At 55.9% G+C, this 17,961-nt stretch carries 18 protein-coding genes and 1 pseudogene; 5 read left to right on the top strand and 14 right to left on the bottom strand.

What is annotated here, in order from left to right; translation table 11 throughout:
- Positions 1–408, bottom strand: a complete 408-nt coding sequence (gene tppA, locus BN1129_RS19750) for a type IVa pilus pseudopilin TppA (RefSeq protein WP_042038838.1) — start codon at positions 406–408, stop codon at positions 1–3.
- Positions 409–578: 170 nt separating this feature from the next.
- Positions 579–909, bottom strand: a pseudogene (gene ispH / locus BN1129_RS24050) (4-hydroxy-3-methylbut-2-enyl diphosphate reductase); the annotation flags it as partial.
- Positions 910–1,253: 344 nt separating this feature from the next.
- Here ispH (BN1129_RS24050) and BN1129_RS19740 point away from each other — a divergent pair.
- The 4 genes from BN1129_RS19740 to BN1129_RS19725 all read left to right on the top strand — a co-directional run bounded on the left by BN1129_RS19740 (position 1,254) and on the right by BN1129_RS19725 (position 4,554).
- Positions 1,254–2,066 (top strand): helix-turn-helix transcriptional regulator, encoded by an 813-nt coding sequence (locus BN1129_RS19740; protein ID WP_042038837.1) that lies wholly within the window; start codon positions 1,254–1,256, stop codon positions 2,064–2,066.
- A gap of 235 nt (positions 2,067–2,301) precedes the next feature.
- The gene (locus BN1129_RS19735; RefSeq protein WP_042038836.1) at positions 2,302–3,039 is read left to right on the top strand and encodes an AzlC family ABC transporter permease; all 738 of its coding nucleotides are present in this window, start codon (positions 2,302–2,304) and stop codon (positions 3,037–3,039) included.
- A gap of 17 nt (positions 3,040–3,056) precedes the next feature.
- Positions 3,057–3,368, top strand: coding sequence for an AzlD domain-containing protein (locus BN1129_RS19730; protein WP_042038835.1), 312 nt, complete (start codon positions 3,057–3,059; stop codon positions 3,366–3,368).
- 22 nt (positions 3,369–3,390) lie between these two features.
- Entirely contained in the window at positions 3,391–4,554 is a 1,164-nt protein-coding gene (locus BN1129_RS19725; protein ID WP_244463086.1) for a fatty acid desaturase family protein, read from the top strand.
- Between the two features lie 572 nt (positions 4,555–5,126).
- On the opposite strand, the gene ispH (BN1129_RS19720) is transcribed toward BN1129_RS19725, so the two are convergent.
- From ispH (BN1129_RS19720) to murJ, 6 genes are all read right to left on the bottom strand, one after another.
- Positions 5,127–6,062, bottom strand: coding sequence for a 4-hydroxy-3-methylbut-2-enyl diphosphate reductase (gene ispH, locus BN1129_RS19720; RefSeq protein ID WP_042038834.1), 936 nt, complete (start codon positions 6,060–6,062; stop codon positions 5,127–5,129).
- Entirely contained in the window at positions 6,062–6,514 is a 453-nt protein-coding gene (gene fkpB / locus BN1129_RS19715; protein WP_181364586.1) for an FKBP-type peptidyl-prolyl cis-trans isomerase, read from the bottom strand. The genes ispH (BN1129_RS19720) and fkpB overlap by 1 nt, the downstream gene beginning before the upstream one ends.
- An 8-nt stretch (positions 6,515–6,522) precedes the next feature.
- Positions 6,523–7,038, bottom strand: a complete 516-nt coding sequence (lspA, locus tag BN1129_RS19710) for a signal peptidase II (RefSeq protein ID WP_042038832.1) — start codon at positions 7,036–7,038, stop codon at positions 6,523–6,525.
- Positions 7,038–9,899, bottom strand: coding sequence for an isoleucine--tRNA ligase (gene ileS, locus BN1129_RS19705; protein WP_042038831.1), 2,862 nt, complete (start codon positions 9,897–9,899; stop codon positions 7,038–7,040). Before ileS ends, lspA begins: the two co-directional genes overlap by 1 nt.
- Complete coding sequence (ribF, locus tag BN1129_RS19700) at positions 9,899–10,873, bottom strand: bifunctional riboflavin kinase/FAD synthetase (RefSeq protein WP_042038830.1); 975 nt, start codon at positions 10,871–10,873, stop codon at positions 9,899–9,901. The genes ileS and ribF overlap by 1 nt, the downstream gene beginning before the upstream one ends.
- A 171-nt stretch (positions 10,874–11,044) precedes the next feature.
- Complete coding sequence (gene murJ / locus BN1129_RS19695) at positions 11,045–12,604, bottom strand: murein biosynthesis integral membrane protein MurJ (protein WP_042038829.1); 1,560 nt, start codon at positions 12,602–12,604, stop codon at positions 11,045–11,047.
- 191 nt (positions 12,605–12,795) lie between these two features.
- On the opposite strand from murJ, the gene rpsT reads away from it, so the two are divergent.
- Positions 12,796–13,059, top strand: coding sequence for a 30S ribosomal protein S20 (gene rpsT, locus BN1129_RS19690; protein WP_005892298.1), 264 nt, complete (start codon positions 12,796–12,798; stop codon positions 13,057–13,059).
- A 48-nt stretch (positions 13,060–13,107) separates the two neighbouring features.
- Here rpsT and BN1129_RS19685 read toward each other — a convergent pair whose 3' ends face one another.
- The 6 genes from BN1129_RS19685 to lgt all read right to left on the bottom strand — a co-directional run bounded on the left by BN1129_RS19685 (position 13,108) and on the right by lgt (position 17,910).
- Positions 13,108–13,410, bottom strand: coding sequence for an ArsR/SmtB family transcription factor (locus tag BN1129_RS19685; protein WP_042038827.1), 303 nt, complete (start codon positions 13,408–13,410; stop codon positions 13,108–13,110).
- Between the two features lie 49 nt (positions 13,411–13,459).
- Positions 13,460–14,392 carry a transcriptional activator NhaR gene (nhaR, locus tag BN1129_RS19680; RefSeq protein WP_042038824.1) on the bottom strand — a complete coding sequence of 311 codons (933 nt, stop codon included), beginning with the start codon at positions 14,390–14,392 and terminating at the stop codon, positions 13,460–13,462.
- On the bottom strand, positions 14,379–14,759 hold the full coding sequence (locus BN1129_RS19675) for a Rossmann-fold NAD(P)-binding domain-containing protein (RefSeq protein ID WP_209418535.1): 381 nt from the start codon (positions 14,757–14,759) through the stop codon (positions 14,379–14,381). Before BN1129_RS19675 ends, nhaR begins: the two co-directional genes overlap by 14 nt.
- A gap of 20 nt (positions 14,760–14,779) precedes the next feature.
- The gene (gene nhaA / locus BN1129_RS19670) at positions 14,780–15,970 is read right to left on the bottom strand and encodes a Na+/H+ antiporter NhaA (RefSeq protein WP_042038819.1); all 1,191 of its coding nucleotides are present in this window, start codon (positions 15,968–15,970) and stop codon (positions 14,780–14,782) included.
- 226 nt (positions 15,971–16,196) lie between these two features.
- Positions 16,197–16,991, bottom strand: coding sequence for a thymidylate synthase (thyA, locus tag BN1129_RS19665; RefSeq protein ID WP_042038818.1), 795 nt, complete (start codon positions 16,989–16,991; stop codon positions 16,197–16,199).
- A gap of 91 nt (positions 16,992–17,082) precedes the next feature.
- Entirely contained in the window at positions 17,083–17,910 is an 828-nt protein-coding gene (lgt, locus tag BN1129_RS19660; RefSeq protein WP_042038817.1) for a prolipoprotein diacylglyceryl transferase, read from the bottom strand.
- Positions 17,911–17,961 lie beyond the last annotated feature (51 nt).

The following is a 17,961-nucleotide window of genomic DNA, read 5'->3' as shown; positions in this document are numbered from 1 at the left end:
CTAGTCCCAGCAATCACTGTTGGCACTGTTACTGATGTTCTGCGCACTTCTCGTACCATTTTGATCGATTGAAAACACCACGCAGTCACTATCAGCCTCTTGCGCACCGGATGCGGTTGCTGACAACCGGAAAGAGTTGCCAGCGGCAGACAGTTCCAGACGATAGTGGCCAGCATCCGAGCTTTCAGAAAGATTGAGGTCTGCAGCCGAGGAGGTGTATTGATTGAAATCCATAAAGTAGGTTTCCTGCCGGTTGGCAGCGTCCAGCAACATTTTTTTGGCATCAACACGGTGACTGGTCAGCAGGTACTGCTGATAAGAGGGGTAAGCGATGGTGCCAAGGATCGCAACTATGGCGACAACAATCATCAGCTCAATAAGAGAGAAGCCTCGAAAGAACCCAATCATATCCCATCCTTGGTGATTGACGGCTTTACAAGCTTAACGCCGAGCCTGTCACCACGACAAACTCGGCGTCAATAACATCATACTTTATTCTTAAGCCTTCCTGGCTGCACTCAAATAATTATAAGCTCGGGCGGCACTTCCAACACCACGCTCTCTTCACGACCTGGGGGCTAGACGACCACCTTGCCACCCAGCCGTGCCGATGGGCAGTCACGTTTTGTACCAGTACCTCGGGTACAGATACACCAACAGTGGTAGTGTCGATCGCCTTCACACCTTCCAACCAGCCTCGATCATCGACGTATCGTCGATAAGGTAGGCTTTGACGCCCACCTTCTCGGTCAGCTCGTGCAGACGGTTGGAGTTGGAAGAGTTGCGAGCCCCCATCACCAGCATGACGTCCACCAGCCCCGCAATCTCCCGCACCGCATTGATCACGTCAGAAGTCTCATCCATGCTCAGAGTGGTCTGAGTAACGAAGCAGGGGTCAGGATCGTCCCGACCCCCTTCAGTTTGGTGTCGTGTTTGTACGAACGCGTTATGTGCGGTAGTAGACAGGTACAGTAGAGCCCAGAACCTAGGTAGAGTGTCATTTGGTCCAATCATGTCAGGATGGCTTCATACAAAACCAATTGAGAGGTACACTCACCCATCCCAAAATGACTTTTTGATAAGTAATATGAAGTCATAATTTTTTTGGCATCTTGCAATCACGCCAGATCGGAACCGATTGAACCACATTCAGTTCACGAAGAGAACGCTGGGAAACTCCAGATACCATTAAATTGGAAGTAGCACTTTTATACAAAAACCACGGGTTGATATCGTTACAGCAGAGATAAAAAATGAAAGAGAAGACTCATTTCCAACGCATCGATGCGCTAGGTGGCGTTGATATGCTTCAGGCGCGCTATTACAAGCAGCGCTTTGCTCGGCATGTCCATGACACTTTCTGCATTGGCGTTATCGATCAGGGAGCACAGCGATTTTACCGTTCAGGGACAGAGCACGTTGCACCGCGCGGGGATATCATCATTGTCAACGCAGACGATGTGCATACTGGTAGCTCGGAACTGGAGCAAGGGTGGGGCTATCGTGCCATCTATCCCCATCCAGAGATGCTACGCAATATTCTGCGACAAACACCTGACAACACAGATTTTATCCCCTGGTTCCCCGATGCAGTTATTCACGATGCCGGTCTGTCGGAACAGCTACTGCTTACCTTCGATATGCTGGGAAAAGAAGGCAATCACTTGCTTAAAGAAAGCCTGCTGCTCTCTTCACTCATGCTGCTGAGCCTGCGCTACAGCAAAACGCGTAAAACTCCGGCGACGCTGCCAGCCACTACACAACCGATCCTTCTAGCTAAAGAGTTGATGGACTGCTGCCCACAAGAGGAGCACACACTGACACGGCTCGCGGATCTGGCAGGCCTGAGTCAGTGGCATTTTCTCCGGCAATTCAAGGCAGTAACTGGCATGACACCACACGCCTATCTGGTACAGGCGCGCCTTCGAAAAGCCCGTGCCTTACTGCGTCAAGGCTCCACCATCCTCGACACAGCCATCCTCTGTGGCTTTACCGATCAAAGCCATTTCCACCGCCATTTTAAAAATTCTGTGGGTCTGACTCCCGGCGAATTCATCAAGGCCTGACCTCTCGAAAACAAACAAAAGTTGTTGTTCGACCCAAGAAGCACAACAGGCCACCGCCTCACGACAGTGACGACAAGGGCATCAAGCACAGATCGCCCCCACCCGCCGCTCTACCCGCTCACTCAGTCTGAATTCGCCTAATCTCACTACCAGTAGCAAGATCATTCAATACTGCCGACTCCGCGACCGTTAATGTTACCTACTCTTTTTACTTACCTAATCCGTGAGAAAAGCAATGATTGAATCAGGCACCTGTTCCTCTCCTTCAGAACAGTCATCTTCGAGCTCATCGTTTATGCGTGGGGCTATTGAGATGCTTCCACTGTGCGTTTCCGTAATCCCATGGGGAATATTGGCGGGGTCAATGGCAATACAGGCCGGTTTAACCTTCTGGCAAAGCGTAGCAATGTCGGCCATTGTTTTTGCCGGCGCGGCCCAGCTGGTTACCTTAGGCATGATAATGGCAGGAGCAAATTTATTTACAATTCTTGTTTCAGTATTTTTCATCACATCACAGCACTTCATATACGGCCTCACTCTCAGAGAGTTTGTGTCCTATCTTAAGATTAAGCTCCGCCTTCCTATTGGTTTTTTGCTCACCGATGAGCTGTTCGCCTTGAGCGAGACAAAAAACAAAGAATCTGAGTTGACACCCAGTTATTTAATCGGTGCCGGACTGACTTTTTACCTCTCTTGGAATGCGTTCAGTTTGATGGGTATTTTAATGGCTTCCTCGGTACCGGACCTTGAAAAATACCATCTCGATTACTCTATTGTCGCAACCTTTATCACCATTGTGGTACCTATGGTGAAAAAAATGAGCACCCTGGTTGGTGTCGCTGTTTCACTGTTGCTCTCCATGCTTCTTAGCTATTGGCAACTAGAGGGTGCCATTGTCATCTCCGGGCTCTGCGGCATGTTCTCTGCAGTACTGGCATCTGTACTACTGAATGAAGAGCAATCTCAAGAATGACTCAATAAGGATAGAAGATGAGTTGGTTTCTTATTTTAGCACTGGCAACAATTGTGTTTTTTAATCGTTATATCTTTCTTGAACCTAACGTACCATTAAAAATACCTAACCTTGTCAACCGGGCGCTTAAGTATTCTGCACCATGCCTCATGACTGCGATATGCGGCCCAATTATACTCATGGAGCATGGCGCCATAAGGGAATTCCCTAATAACCCGTATTTTCTGGGCGCACTGATCAGCATCGTTATTTCATTTTACATTAAGAACATCGTCAGCGCCGTCTTGCTAAGCCTTGCTGCCTTTTACACCATTAACTATTTCATCTAGCCCTGCTATCAGAGGATAACGTATGGACCGCGTGGCAAAATATTATCATCACTCAACGGACATAAGAAAGAGCTACGAAATATTACCCCTCCAGGGAGTATGGAGTTGGCTGACAGGAAAAGAAATACTGGGTCGCAAACCGCTTTGGGAAAGTAATTCCTCAGAGTTGATTTTCTGGTCAGTACTGTGGATATTCATTGGCGTGTGGTTAACCAGTTCAGCCATTTTTTATGCGCCCACACTTAGTGCATCGATAGCCTTGTATATTGTCGGAGCCCTGTTCTCCACGGCTGGTGCACGCTATATCGTGGCAACCATTATCCACCATGGGGTCCATGGTCATTTATACAAGTCACAAAAGGTGAACAAGACACTGTGTGAGATACTCTCGACACTGCTCATTGTGCAGCCATACGAATCTTATCGCCAGTTCCATGTCTATGAACACCACGGTCGTGCATTTTCGACCTTTGAGGACAAAGATCTGGCGGCGATCTACCAACTGGGCTTCACGCCAGGTAAGAGCAAAGCCGGACTCCACACACATCTTTTCCTGACACTGCTCAGCCCCAAATTCCACCTAGTGTTCTTCTATGGCCGCCTAAAATCCAATCTGGCTGGGGTACCCTTCTATCGCTTGGTGATGACTCTCGGCTGGTGGGCTTCCCTGACAGGAATCTGTACCGTTGTGGGCACCTCGAATGCCATCCTGATCCTGCTGCTGCCATTCGTGGTGTTTTATCAGATCGCATCACTGCTGCATCTACTGACCGAACACGTATGGATTGTGCGCGGTGAGGGAGAATCTGTGCGGGATAGCCACATCAATAACAGTCTTGCCCGTTTCTGTGGGGAGAGATGCCCAGAAAGCTTTGCGCCCAAGTACGCCGCGCAATGGGCCAAGTGGCTGGCGATGCATCTGCTGGTCCACCTGCCAAGCCGCATGCTGATTGTCCAAGGTTCCTTGGTCTGCCATGACTGGCACCATCGCTACGGAACCGTTCGACAGTGGTATGACTATGCCAGGCTGCGCGAGATGCATGCCCACACACTCTCGCTAGAGGAAAATTACGACTATCACGATATCTGGGGTGTCCATAATGCACTGGACTATGTATTCACTTTGCTGAGTCAACAGGAGAAAAGCGAACAGGAAACCGGGCAGCTCGCATATCGACTGAACTGATAATATGCCTCTTTCGTTACTATCTGTGCCTTTCACTATGGGACGAAGAATATTGTTCTAAGATATTGAAAATACATCCGTTGACAGCAAAATCCCCGTTTTTATTCTTAACGCCAGCATTCTGCAGAAGGCTGAGCAGCCATAATGGAAAGGAAATTGGCGTATTCATCGGGCAAGGACGTTATGGTCAGACACAGCAAGACTAAAGAGATAATGTTATATAGCGGCATGAATGCAAAGAAATAAGGAGAGCGCACACAAGGCCACCAAAGCAGTCACGACCACGTAGCGAAAAAGCACGATGACCAGAGAACGCTCTCTATGAAAAAATGCCGGCACCAGAACTGTAACGCAAGTCAGTTAAGATAATTTGAGTCCCAACCCGCGGGGTATAAAGTCTAAGAATGAGGGAGGCATGATGCCTCCCTCTTTTTATTGTATGCCAGTCAGGACAAGGGTTGGAGCCAAATTGACTCTTTAATCATGGAGACACTTTGGATATTCAACATCTCGAGTATTTAGTCACAAAAATGCTTAACTAACAGGCATTAGGCTCCAAAGCCAGCACTCTTCTAGAGGATCCGCAGCTCGGGCGGCACTTCAAACACCACATTCTCTTCACGACCCGGGTGCTCGACGACCATATTGCCACCCAGCTCGCGCAGGCGGGCGATGACGTGCTGCACCAGCACGTCCGGCGCCGAGGCGCCAGCCGTTACCCCGATACGCTCGACCCCCTCCAGCCAGCCGGTTTCGATCATGGAGGCATCGTCGATAAGATAGGCTTTGCTGCCTACCTTCTCGGCAAGCTCGCGCAACCGGTTAGAGTTGGAAGAGTTACGAGACCCCACCACCAGCATGGCATCCACCAGCCCCGCCATCTCCCGCACCGCATCCTGACGGTTCTGGGTGGCGTAGCAGATGTCGTCCTTGCGCGGCCCCTGGATTTTGGGGAACTGCTTGCGCAGCGCGTCGATCACATCCGAGGTCTCATCCACACTCAGGGTGGTCTGGGTGACAAAGCAGAGGTCATCCGGATTCTTCACCTTGAGTTTGGCCACATCGGCCGGTGTCTCCACCAGATACATGCCACCCTCGCGATTCTCGTACTGCCCCATGGTGCCGATCACCTCGGGGTGGCCAGCATGACCTATGAGCACGGCCTCGGAGCCCTTACGGCTAGCGCGATGAACCTCCATGTGCACCTTGGTCACCAGCGGACAGGTGGCATCGAATACCTTGAGGGCGCGGGCCTTGGCCATCTCGCGGACCGTCTTGGCCACGCCGTGGGCGGAGAAGATGACGATGCTGTCATCCGGCACCTCGTCCAGCTCCTCGACGAACACGGCCCCCGCCTCTTTGAGCTTGTTCACCACATAGCGGTTGTGCACCACTTCGTGGCGGACATAGATGGGGGCGCCGAACTTCTCCAGCGCGCTCTCGACAATGCTGATGGCACGATCAACGCCAGCGCAGAAACCACGAGGATTAGCGAGCAGAATATCCATTAGTGCACCTTCTCCTCATCATCAACACCCAGGATCTCCACCTCGAAGGTGACGGTATGACCGGCCAGGGGATGATTGAAATCGACCGTCACCGACATGCCTTCCACCGCCCGGATGATCCCTGGCAACTCGCTGCCGTTGGGCTGGTCGAACAGTATGATGGTGCCGACCTTGGGCTCCACATCGGCGCCAAATTTGGCACGATCGAGATGGTAGATGTTGTCGGGATTGGAGAGGCCAAACGCCTGCTCCGGCGCCAGCGTGAAGCTCCTGCTCTCGCCCTCGTACAAGCCCAGCAGGCACTGTTCGAAGGTGGGCGTCAGGCTGCCATCGCCCATCCGTAAACGGGCCGGTTTGCCGTGCAGCGCAGTGCTGTCGGCAACCGAACCATCTTCCAGCTTGATGGTGAAGTGGAACAGCACGCTGCTGTTGGCCGTAATCCCGGTGGCGATAGGCTGACTCATGCCATCTCCTCCTTCTTCTTCTCGGAACGGAAGCCTTCCAGCACTATCATGGCGGCCCCGATAAAGATGAAGCTGTCGGCCAGGTTGAATGCCGGCCAATGGGAACGCTGCCAGTAGAAGTCGAGGAAATCGACCACATGGCCCAACACCAGTCGATCAAACACGTTGCCAAGGGCGCCACCGATGATGAGCGAATAGGCGATGCCGCTCCAGCGCTGGGTGACGGATTGCTTGCGCAACCAGTGGATCAGCAAACCACAGATGGCAAACGCCAGCACGGCGAAGAACCAGCGCTGCCAGCCCCCCTGATCAGCCAGGAAGCTGAATGCAGCACCCTTGTTGTAAACGTGGACCAGATTGAAGAAGGGGGTGATCTCCACCCCCGGGTAACCAAATGGCAGCAACTTGACCACGGCGAGCTTGCTCGCCTGGTCCAGTACAAAGGCCAGCACCGCCAGCCACAGCCAACGCAGGCCGGTTTTGTTATGCATAGTGTTGTGAGTCATGTTCATCAGGCAAATTGACGAGTTTCGCCGTCACCCTCAACGTTGGTCACACAGCGGCCACAGATCTCTTCGTGACCGGCAATGGTGCCCACGTCTTCCACATGGTGCCAGCAGCGGTCGCACTTGGCGGCGGCAGACTGGGCCACGCAGAGCCAGAGGTCATCGCGCTCGGTCGCAACGGAACCTTCCGGTGCGCTGTCAGCAGTAACGACCTTGGCCTTGGAGGTGAGCAGCACAAAGCGCAGCTCGTCTGCCAGGGCATTCAGGCACTCGGCCAGAGCCGGTTTGGCGAACAGGGTCAGTTCGGCCTGCAGGGAACCACCGATGCGCTTCTCGCCACGGGCCGCTTCCAGCGCCTTGTTCACTTCACCTCGAACGGCGAGGATCTCGGCCCAGAAGGCATCACCCATCTGCTCGCCGGCATCCAGCCCGAACAGGCCGTCATACCACTCTTCGGTGAAGACGAACTCACCGCGCTCACCCGGCAGCAGCGCCCAGATTTCATCAGCGGTGAAGCTCATGATGGGTGCCATCCAACGCACCATGGCCTGGGCGATGTGATAGAGGGCGGTCTGGCAGGAGCGACGGGCCAGGCTATCAGCCTTGGCGGTGTACTGACGGTCCTTGATGACATCCAGATAGAAGGAGCCCATCTCGATGGAGCAGAACTGCATCAGCTTCTGGGTCACGCCGTGGAAGTTGTACTCGTCGAATGCCGTCACGATCTCGGCCTGTACCGCCTTGGCACGACCCACTGCCCAGCGATCCACCACGACCATGTCGGCAGGTGCCACCATGTCGGTCGCCGGATTGAAGCCGTTCAGGTTGGCCAGCAGGAAGCGGGCAGTGTTGCGGATCCGGCGATAAGCATCGGCAGAGCGCTTGAGGATCTCGTCGGAGACGGTCATCTCGCCGGTGTAGTCAGTGCTCGCTACCCACAGACGCAGGATGTCGGCACCCAGCTTGTTCATTACGTCCTGCGGGCTGACCACGTTGCCGATGGACTTGGACATCTTGCGGCCCTGACCATCCACGGTGAAGCCGTGAGTCAGCACCTGGTTGTAGGGAGCCTTGTCTTTCATGGCCACGCCGATCATCAGGGAGGACATGAACCAGCCGCGATGCTGGTCAGAGCCTTCCAGATAGAGGTCAGCGGAGTGCCCGTTGAACTCGGGACGAGCATCTACCACGGAGGAGTGGGTTGAACCCGAGTCGAACCAGACGTCCAGGGTGTCGGGCACCTTGTCGTACATGTCGGCGTCGCTGCCCAGCAGTTCGGCCTTGTCCAGATCCCACCATGCCTGGATACCGGACTGCTCGACCCGCTTGGCCACTTCAAACATCAGGCGCACGGAGTCCGGGTGCAGTGCCTGAGTCTCTTTGTGGACAAACAGGGAGATGGGCACGCCCCAGGTACGCTGACGGGAGATACACCAGTCAGGACGGTTCTCGACCATCGCCTGGATACGGTTTTTACCCCAAGCAGGTACCCAGCCGCTCTGGCCGTGCTGTTTGAAACCGTCTTGCTCGATGCGCTCGATCTCTTCCAGCGCGCGTTTGCGCAGACCCTTCTGTTCCATGCTGATGAACCACTGCGGGGTGGCACGGAAAATGATCGGGGTCTTGTGACGCCAGCAGTGCGGGTAGGAGTGGTTGAACACCTTGTGATGCAGCAGGGCGCCGCGCTCGGTCAGCACCTCGACCACAGAGGCGTTGGCCTTGAACACGTGCTGGCCGGCAAACAGTTCGGTATCTGGCAGGTAAACGCCATTGCTGCCAACCGGGTTGGCCACTTCCAGACCGTACTTCTGACCGACCACGAAATCTTCCGGACCATGGCCAGGAGCCGTGTGCACGGCGCCGGTACCGGCATCCAGCGTGACGTGGTCACCCAGCACGACCGGCACGTCGAAGCTGTAGAAGGGGTGATTGAAGCGCTGCAGCTCGAGCGCAGCGCCCTTGGCGTAGCCCAGATTGTGGAACTTCTCGATACCGGCACGATCCATCACATCCTTGACCAGCTCGGCGGCCAGGATCAGACGCTCGGGATGCTCGCCTTCAACCTGCACCAGCGCATAATCGAGGTCAGCATGCATGGCGATGGCACGGTTTGCAGGCAGGGTCCACGGGGTAGTAGTCCAGATCACCGCAGAGATCGGGCCTTTACCGGGGTGGCCTTCGGCGCAGTCAAACCTGGCGACAACGGCAGCTTCGTCGACGGCTTTGAAGCGCACGTCGATGGAGGGGGAGTTCTTGTCGTAGTACTCCACTTCGGCTTCAGCCAAGGCGGAGCCGCAATCGGTACACCAGTGCACTGGCTTGGAGCCTTTGTGCAGGTGGCCGTTTTCAACAATTTTGGCCATGGAGCGGATGATATTGGCCTCGGTGCCAAAATCCATGGTCAGATAGGGGTGTTCCCAGTCGCCCAGCACACCCAGACGGATGAAGTCGACTTTCTGCGCGTCGATCTGTGTCTTGGCGTACTTGCGGCACTCGGCACGGAACTCGGCAGCAGAGACTTTCTCGCCCGGCTTGCCGACCATGCCTTCCACTTTCAGCTCGATGGGCAGACCGTGGCAATCCCAACCCGGCACATAGGGGGAATCGAAACCAGAAAGGCCCTTGGACTTGATGATGATGTCTTTGAGGATCTTGTTGACCGAGTGACCGATGTGAATGTTGCCGTTCGCATAGGGGGGGCCATCATGCAGAATGAAAGAAGGCTTACCCGCTTTGGCGCGGCGAATAGCGCCGTAGAGATCCTGATCGTACCAACGTTTCAGCATGTTGGGTTCGCGCTTGGCCAGATCGCCACGCATCGGAAACTCGGTTTCCGGAAGATTCAGGGTGTGTTTATAGTCGCTCATCAGTCCTGGGTTCCCTTCTTTTCTAAAAGAGTGCTGGGTAAATTGAATTGTGGCAGCCCGAACCAGGCTCGGGCCGCCAGGGCATCTCGTTCGATCTGCTCTTTCAAGGCAGTGAAAGAGGCAAACTTCTGCTCTTCGCGCAGCTTGTGGCGAAGCAGCACCTTGACCTGCTGACCATATAGATCACCAGAAAAATCAAATAGATGTACTTCCAATCTGGCTTGTGTACCGCTCAAGGTCGGCCGCACACCCACATTGGCGACACCGGGGAAGGTCTTGCCGGAACATATCACTTCCACCGCAAACACGCCACCGACCGGGATCACCTGACGCTTGAGGGCCAGATTGGCGGTAGGAAAACCTATGGTGCGCCCCAGCTTGTCGCCGTGGGCCACCCGGCCGCTGATGGTATAGGGACGGCCAAGCATCAACTCCACCTCGGCCATGCGGCCCGCCTTGAGGGCCTCACGCACCAGGGTGCTGCTGACTCGCTGCCGTTCGAGCTGGAAGCTCTGGGTGCTGATCACCTCGAAGCCGAAGCGCTGCCCCGCCTCCTCCAGCAGGTGGAAGTCCCCTTCCCGCTCCTTGCCGAAGCGAAAATCGTCACCGACCACCAGATAGCGCACCCCGAGCTTCTCCACCAGCAACTGCTCGATGAAGGTCGAGGCGACTTGCTCGGCAAAACGGTGGCTGAAACGCACACAGAGCATCCGATCGATATGCAGCCCCTGCAGCGCTTCGTACTTCTCCCGCAACCGGCTCAGCCGGGCAGGGGCCTCGCTGCCTGCGAACAACTCCAGCGGCTGCGGTTCGAACAGCATGACGCAGGCGGGCAATCCCAGCTGGGCCGCTTTCTCCTTGAGACGTGCCAATACCGCATGGTGACCCTGATGAACCCCATCAAAGTTGCCAATGGTTAATACACATCCCCGGTGACGGGGCTTGAGATTGTGAATGCCGCGAATAAGCTCCATCAGTGCCTTGTGCGTTGCTGCCATGGAAATCGGCGGATTATATATCAGCCGGCAGGCAGGGTCAGCCCTCATGGCCCGATTTCAGGCATCCTGGCCAAATTCCGAATGCCGAACGCCATCAGGACTATCCCGTACAAGGTTCACCCGCCCATTAAGACAGGGTCACCCCTGCTACTGACCCGATCTCAGGTGTCTTGGCCGAATGCCAAGCGCCAGCAGGATGACGCCATACACGGCCCCACCCAGACAGAGCAACATAGTCAGCTGCAGGCTAGCCTTGCCCATGCCCCAGGCGCCCCATTGAGCGAGATCCGGTGACATATAGCCAAGCAGCCCTCCCATCAGCACAGTGGCCACCAGCAGTTTGAGGCAGAAGATCCCGGTATTGCGGGACGGACGGTAGACCGATTGCTGATACAAGCCCTTGAACAGCAAGGCCGCATTCAAGGTGCCTGAGCAAGCGGTCGACAGCGCCAACCCAACATAGCCGAGCGGAAAGATGAAAATGAGGTTACATACCATGTTGGCAACCATGGACATCACCCCGATCCGCACCGGGGTCCGGGTATCCTGGCGGGCGTAATAACCCGGCGCCAGTACCTTGATCAGCATCAGGGAGAGCAGGCCCGTCGTGGAGGCCAGCAGACTGGCACTGGACATGCTCACCTCATGCATACCGAACTCGCCGCGCATGAAGAGCACTCGCAGTATGGGCTCGCGCAACACGGCTATGCCCACCATGGCCGGCAGGCCGAGCAGCATCACCATGCGCACCCCCCAGTCCATGGTGCGGGAGAAGTCGGCCGGGTCTTCATCCACATGCTTCTTGGCCAGCGCAGGCAGGATCACGGTACTGATGGCCACCGCAAACAGGCCGAGGGGGAACTCCAGCAGGCGATCCGAGTAATAGAGATAGCTGATGGCGCCAGTGGCGAGGAAGGAGGCGAGCATAGTGTTGATCAGCAAGTTGATCTGGCTGACCGAGACGCCAAACAGCGCCGGGATCATCAGGGTGCGGATCTTGATCACCCCGGGATGATGCCAACCCCACTTGGGCCACACCAGCATGTTGATCTGGCGCAGGAAGGGATACTGGAACAGGAACTGCACCAGACCGCCCAGAAAGACACCGATGGCAAGAGCTATCTCTGGCCGCTCCATCAAGGGTGCGATCCACCAGGCCGCCGCTATCATGGTGAGGTTAAGAAACACCGGCGTGAAGGACGCGACGGCAAAGCGGCCAAAGGTGTTGAGTATGGCCCCCGCCATGGCGGTGAAGGTGATGAACCAGAGATAGGGGAAGGTGATTTTGAGCATCAGGCTGGCCAGCTCGAACTTTTCGGCTGCTGGCCCGCCATGTAACCAGTCCCAGAACCAGCCCCAGCCGAACAGGGCCGTCAGCACGCCCGAGCCCAGCACCCCGAGCAGGGTGACTATGGTGACTATGCCACCGAGCGTACCCGCCACGGCAGCCAGCAATTCGCGCACCTCGCGCTCATCACCCTTCTTCTTGTACTCCGTCATCACGGGAACAAAAGCCTGGTTGAAGGCCCCTTCGGCGAACAGCCGGCGCAGAAAATTGGGAATACGGTTGGCAAAGAAGAAGACGTCTGCAGCCGCCCCGGCGCCGAGCAGATTGGCGATGACCACATCGCGAACCAAGCCCATCACACGGGACGCCAGCGTCATTACGGACACTATCATGCCGGATTTGATCAATTTCTTACTCAAGACGAAGCCTCTGGAACTGTCAGAATGGAAAGAATGCTGGTAGAATCGGCCGACAGTTTAACCGCCTCCCAACAGACACACCACCGGGGGGCGGTGTTTATTTGCACAAATCATTTGACAATATGTGGTTGAGAAGGCATATTTCCGGGCCTTTTCAATACACTCGCTAAGACAGTTTTAGGAGTTTTACCTTGGCTAATATCAAATCTGCTAAGAAGCGCGCGATTCAGTCAGAGAAACGTCGTCAACACAACGCCAGCCGTCGTTCAATGACCCGTACCTATCTGAAGAAAGTAATTGCTGCCATCGCTTCTGGCGACAAAGCTGCTGCTGTTGCCGCTTTTGCTACCGCTCAGCCGATCATGGATCGCATGGCTACCAAAGGCCTGATCCACAAGAACAAAGCTGCTCGTCACAAGAGCCGCCTGTCTGCCCAGATCAAAGCTATGGCTTAATCAGCTTCGGCTGCATAAAGCTAAAAAAACCGGCCTCAGTGCCGGTTTTTATTTATCTGCGCTGCAGTAAAGTTTGTGCAGCAGGGCAATCATTTCGCGTACCTCATGGCTGCGCAGCGAATAGTAGACCGTCTGGGCCTCTTTTCGCGTCTCCACCAACCCATCCCGCCGAAGCACGGCCAAGTGCTGTGACAGGGCTGACTGACTCAACCCGAGCACCTCGTTGAGTTCCCCCACCGACAGCTCCCGATCCTGCAGCTGACACAAAATAAACAATCGTCGTTCGTTGGCCAGTGCCTTGAGCAGTGCCACAGCGCGGCTCGCATTCGCCTCCATCTCTTCCAGTTGCATCTCATCCCCTCTCGTCCGAGGCAAGAATCATACTCTGTGACCCGTCGATTTAAAATGACAGGGTTGCCGGTTGAATCGTGGTGAAGTCCTCTTCCCCGGCAAACAGGAAAGAGAAATCGCTCTCGCACACCCGTTTTACCGCCGGATGCTGGATCATTCGCTCGGCAAAGATGACGTAATACTCCTCCATCAGATCCTGAGTCTCCCCGAGCAGCCTCACCCCCTCCCCTTCCAGGATCTCCTCCCGATAGATGGTGGGGGCCATGAAGATGCCCTGGTTGAAGAAACCGAAGGCCTTCATCAGGGCCGCATCGTCGAACTCCCCAAGGATGCTGGGGGAGATGCCTTGCTGCTCGAACCACTGGGTCAGCTGGCGTCCCATGGCGGTACGGCGCCCCGGGATCAGCAGCTTTCGCTCCTCCAGACAGGCGGGAAAGGGTTTCTCGGGCAACGGCACCTTGCAGAAGAAGCTGACGCCACAACCGCCGAGCCGCTTGGATAACAGGCCCGCATGCTGGCCTGAGTCCACCGGGCAGTCGGAGAGGATCATGTCGAGCTTGTGCTCGCTCAGCTGTTCCAGCAGCAGCTCGTGGGTCGATTCGAAGCAGCGCAGGTGGATGGAGCCATCGTTGGGAATGACGGAGAGCAGTACCCGGCTGGCAAGGCGCTTGGAGAGCGCATCGGCGATGCCGACGTCAAACAGGATCTGGCTCTCCTTGCGGTAGTTGACGATATCCAGCATCTCGTAGGAGAGGCTGAACATCTTGTCGGCGTAGCGGAATACCAGCTGGCCCAGTTCGGTCGCTTCGAGAGAACGCCCCTTGCGCTTGAGCAACTTGCCACCGAGGCGCTGCTCCAGCAGTTTGATCTGGCCGGTGACTGTCTGCGGGGTCAAAAAGAGGGCTTCCGCCGCTTGAGTGACGGAGCCCTTTTTCTGAGTCATCCAAAAATAATAGAGATGGTTGTAATTAAGGTGTGACATCCGATGGGGTTCCCGCGGTACGCGGACTCCGGTAGCAGCTGAGTTCAACCGCCAGAATGTCATACATGTCGCTGATCGAGTCAACCTTGTTTGCGGTGAACTGCGTCTGCAGGCTGGCCTTGAGGCGCGCCTTGTCAGGCATCCGTTCGCCGCAGTAGCGCTTGTTGGACTGCTTGACCCGCTCACCGGCCCGGCTGCTCAGGGCCCGCTCGGCGAAGGTCTCACCGAATTGGGCCTTGGCCTGTTTGTCCCCCAGCATGACGGCGCTGTCGACCACTCCATTGAGGTAAGCAGAGCAGCTGCTTGATGCCGGATCCTGCTGACAATCTTCCAGACTGGCCGCCCAGAGCCCCGGGCTCGCCAGCATAACCAGCCATAACAGTCTTCTCATAACCCCTCCGTGTTTTGATCCGCCGCACGGTTGGGAAGCGACATCCGCAGGGCAAAATAACCGACCACTGCCGCCAGCGTAGATCCCACCAGGATCCCGAGGCGTGAATAGCTGCCGTAATCCAATCCGCCGTACTCGAACGCCAGCGATGCAATGAACATCGACATGGTAAAGCCAATGCCACACAGTATGCTGACCGCAAAAATCTGCTTGAAGTTGACCCCGGCCGGCAACTGGGCGATACCCAGCTTGACCGCCAGCCAACTGATGGTGAATACCCCAAGCGGCTTGCCCACGAACAGCCCCAGCATGATGCCAAGGGGCACAGGGCTCAGCAGGGACGGCAGGCTTATTCCGCCCAGTGGAACGCCCGCATTGGCAAAGGCGAACAGCGGCAGTATCAGGTAAGCACTCCAGGGATGCAGCGAGTGCTCCAAATGCTTGAGCGGCGAGGCATAACGCTTGCCGTTGAGCGGTATCATGAAGCCCACGATGACGCCAGCCAGGGTCGCGTGGACACCGGACTTGAGTACCGCGACCCAGAGCACCAGACCCACCAGCATGTAGAGGCCGATCCTGTCCTCGCCACGCCGATTCATCCACAGCAGGGTCAGGATCGCCAGGATACTGACCACCAGCGCCGTCAGCGACAGCTGCTGGGTATAGAAGATCGCAATGATGATGATGACCCCGAGGTCGTCCATGATGGCCAGCGCCAGCAAGAACACCTTGAGGCTGACCGGCACCCGCTTGCCCAGTAGCGCCATCACCCCGAGGGCGAAGGCGATATCGGTCGCGGCGGGGATAGCCCAACCAGCACGCGCCACTTCATCCGAGTAGTTGAAGAAGGTGTAGATGAGCGCGGGAGCCAACATGCCGCCGACCGCGGCTATGGCCGGGAAGGTCGCCTGCACGCGGGAGGAGAGCGCGCCTTCCAGCATCTCGCGCTTGACCTCAAGCCCGACCAGCAGGAAGAAGATTGCCATGAAACCGTCGTTGATCCAGAGCAGCAGCGGCTTGTTGATGTCGAGAGCGGCGATGCGCACCTGCACCGGCGTATCGAGGAATGCCTGATAGCCACCGGCCAGAACCGTGTTGGCCAATACCATCGCCACTATGGCTGCCATGATCAGAATTATTCCGGAGGCGGCCTCCAGCTTCAGAAACTTCTTTATTACGTCGTTCATGGTTAAATTATCCGCAGAATTACTTTAGTTTAAGTCTATATCCCATAACAATTAATGGAAAATCGTTTCTTACTGCTGAATACCACGAGAAAACCGAAGGAAGAAACAGAAGATACCTGCTATAAGCAGGCTTCACTGTGCGCCGGCGCCCTTGATGACGCAATCAATAAAATGAATTTTCAGTTATTTTTATGCATAAAAAAGGCGCTTCAAGGCGCCTTTGACATTAGATAGCGACGGGCGCCTTGATGCCGGGATGGGGGTCGTACCCCAGGATCTCGAAATCCTCAAACCGGTAGTCGAAGAGGGAATCCGGTTTGCGCTTGATCGCCAGCTGCGGCAAGGACCGTGGCTCGCGGGAAAGCTGCAGCGCGGTCTGCTCCATGTGGTTGGAGTAGAGGTGCACATCACCACCAGTCCAAACGAAGTCACCCACCTCCAGGTTGCACTGCTGGGCCATCATGTGGGTCAGCAGAGCGTAGCTGGCAATGTTGAACGGCAGGCCGAGGAACACATCACAGCTGCGCTGGTAGAGCTGGCAGGAGAGCTTGCCGTCTGCCACATAGAACTGGAAAAAGGCGTGGCAGGGTGCCAACGCCATTTTATCCAGCTCGCCCACGTTCCAGGCGGAGACGATGATGCGGCGCGAATCCGGATTGTGCTTGATGTCATCCACTGCTCGCTGGATCTGATCGATGACGGTGCCATCGGCCGCCGGCCAGGAGCGCCACTGGGCGCCATAGACAGGCCCCAGATCGCCATTCTCGTCGGCCCACTCATCCCAGATGCTGACGCCGTGCTCTTTCAGATAGGCAGTGTTGGTGTCGCCGTTGAGGAACCAGAGCAACTCGTGAATGATGGAACGCAGGTGGCATTTCTTGGTGGTGACCAGTGGAAAGCCGTCCGCCAGATTGAAGCGCATCTGATGGCCGAACAGGGAGACGGTACCGGTGCCGGTACGGTCTGACTTGGCGGTGCCCTCATCGAGGATCTTCTGCATCAGGTCGAGATAAGCTCTCATTACTTCGCCTCCTTCACGGCATTACCAAACATCTTCACGCTACCGCAGGCATCTTGGGGCAGGTTATTCTGCATAAGAACGAGGCAGACTCTCATTGCTTTGCCTCCTTCACCCTATTACCAAATAACTGCGGGCGCTTGTAGGCGGCCCAAATCATCAGGGCACCGGCGATAATCATCGGGGTGGAGAGGATCTGGCCCATGCTGATCTCCTGGAAATAGAGACCCAGCTGGCTGTCCGGCTGGCGCACAAACTCCACCAGGAAGCGGAACAGGCCGTAGAACAGCAAGAACATGCCTGAGATGGCACCACGGGGCGGGTTCTTGCGCCAAAACAGGTTGAGGATGATGAACAGCACCACCCCTTCCAGTGCAAACTGGTAGAGCTGGGAGGGATGGCGCGGCTCAGGGCCTGCCTCCGGGAAGATGATGGCCCAGGGCACATCGGTGACCCGACCCCACAACTCACCGTTGAGGAAGTTGCCGATCCGGCCAACACCGAGACCAAACGGAATGAGCGGAGCCACAAAGTCGGCCACGGTGAAGAAGTGGCGCTTGGTTTTGTGGGCAAACCAGATCATCGCGGTGATAACCCCGATCAGACCACCGTGGAACGACATGCCTCCGGTCCAGATCTTGAACAGGTAGAGGGGGTCAGCCAAGAACATGTCGAAGTTGTAGAACAGCACGTAACCGACCCGACCACCCAGGATCACCCCGAGGAAGCCATAGAACAGCAGGTCGGATACCTCGTTGCGGGTCCAGCCGCTGTTCTGTGCGTCTGCGCGACGCCCCGCCAGCCACATAGCAAAAGCGAAACCAAACAGGTACATGAGACCGTACCAGCGTACCGATAGTGGCCCCAAACTGAATGCGACAGGATCAACCTGCGAGAAAACCCAATATCCATCGTGCTGCATATGCGGCCCCAGTCATAAGAAAAGCCGCATTTTCCGATCATTCGTCAGCAG

It is taken from the genome of Aeromonas popoffii, from assembly GCF_000820025.1.
GTDB lineage: Bacteria > Pseudomonadota > Gammaproteobacteria > Enterobacterales > Aeromonadaceae > Aeromonas > Aeromonas popoffii.
Note: the sequence above shows the minus strand (reverse complement) of the source record. Positions and strands in the feature narration are given on the sequence as shown.

Bases quoted from the DNA above. Each gene is read 5' to 3' on its own strand.
- ribF (WP_042038830.1), bottom strand. From the start codon at position 10,873: ATGGAGCTTATTCGCGGCATTCACAATCTCAAGCCCCGTCACCGGGGA.
- BN1129_RS19740 (WP_042038837.1), top strand. From the start codon at position 1,254: ATGAAAGAGAAGACTCATTTCCAACGCATCGATGCGCTAGGTGGCGTT.
- ispH (WP_042038834.1), bottom strand. From the start codon at position 6,062: ATGGATATTCTGCTCGCTAATCCTCGTGGTTTCTGCGCTGGCGTTGAT.
- lgt (WP_042038817.1), bottom strand. From the start codon at position 17,910: ATGCAGCACGATGGATATTGGGTTTTCTCGCAGGTTGATCCTGTCGCA.
- lspA (WP_042038832.1), bottom strand. From the start codon at position 7,038: ATGAACATGACTCACAACACTATGCATAACAAAACCGGCCTGCGTTGG.
- BN1129_RS19675 (WP_209418535.1), bottom strand. From the start codon at position 14,759: ATGCTGGCGAGCCCGGGGCTCTGGGCGGCCAGTCTGGAAGATTGTCAG.
- nhaA (WP_042038819.1), bottom strand. From the start codon at position 15,970: ATGAACGACGTAATAAAGAAGTTTCTGAAGCTGGAGGCCGCCTCCGGA.
- nhaR (WP_042038824.1), bottom strand. From the start codon at position 14,392: ATGTCACACCTTAATTACAACCATCTCTATTATTTTTGGATGACTCAG.
- BN1129_RS19735 (WP_042038836.1), top strand. From the start codon at position 2,302: ATGATTGAATCAGGCACCTGTTCCTCTCCTTCAGAACAGTCATCTTCG.
- ileS (WP_042038831.1), bottom strand. From the start codon at position 9,899: ATGAGCGACTATAAACACACCCTGAATCTTCCGGAAACCGAGTTTCCG.
- BN1129_RS19730 (WP_042038835.1), top strand. From the start codon at position 3,057: ATGAGTTGGTTTCTTATTTTAGCACTGGCAACAATTGTGTTTTTTAAT.
- thyA (WP_042038818.1), bottom strand. From the start codon at position 16,991: ATGAGAGCTTATCTCGACCTGATGCAGAAGATCCTCGATGAGGGCACC.
- BN1129_RS19685 (WP_042038827.1), bottom strand. From the start codon at position 13,410: ATGCAACTGGAAGAGATGGAGGCGAATGCGAGCCGCGCTGTGGCACTG.
- BN1129_RS19725 (WP_244463086.1), top strand. From the start codon at position 3,391: ATGGACCGCGTGGCAAAATATTATCATCACTCAACGGACATAAGAAAG.
- tppA (WP_042038838.1), bottom strand. From the start codon at position 408: ATGATTGGGTTCTTTCGAGGCTTCTCTCTTATTGAGCTGATGATTGTT.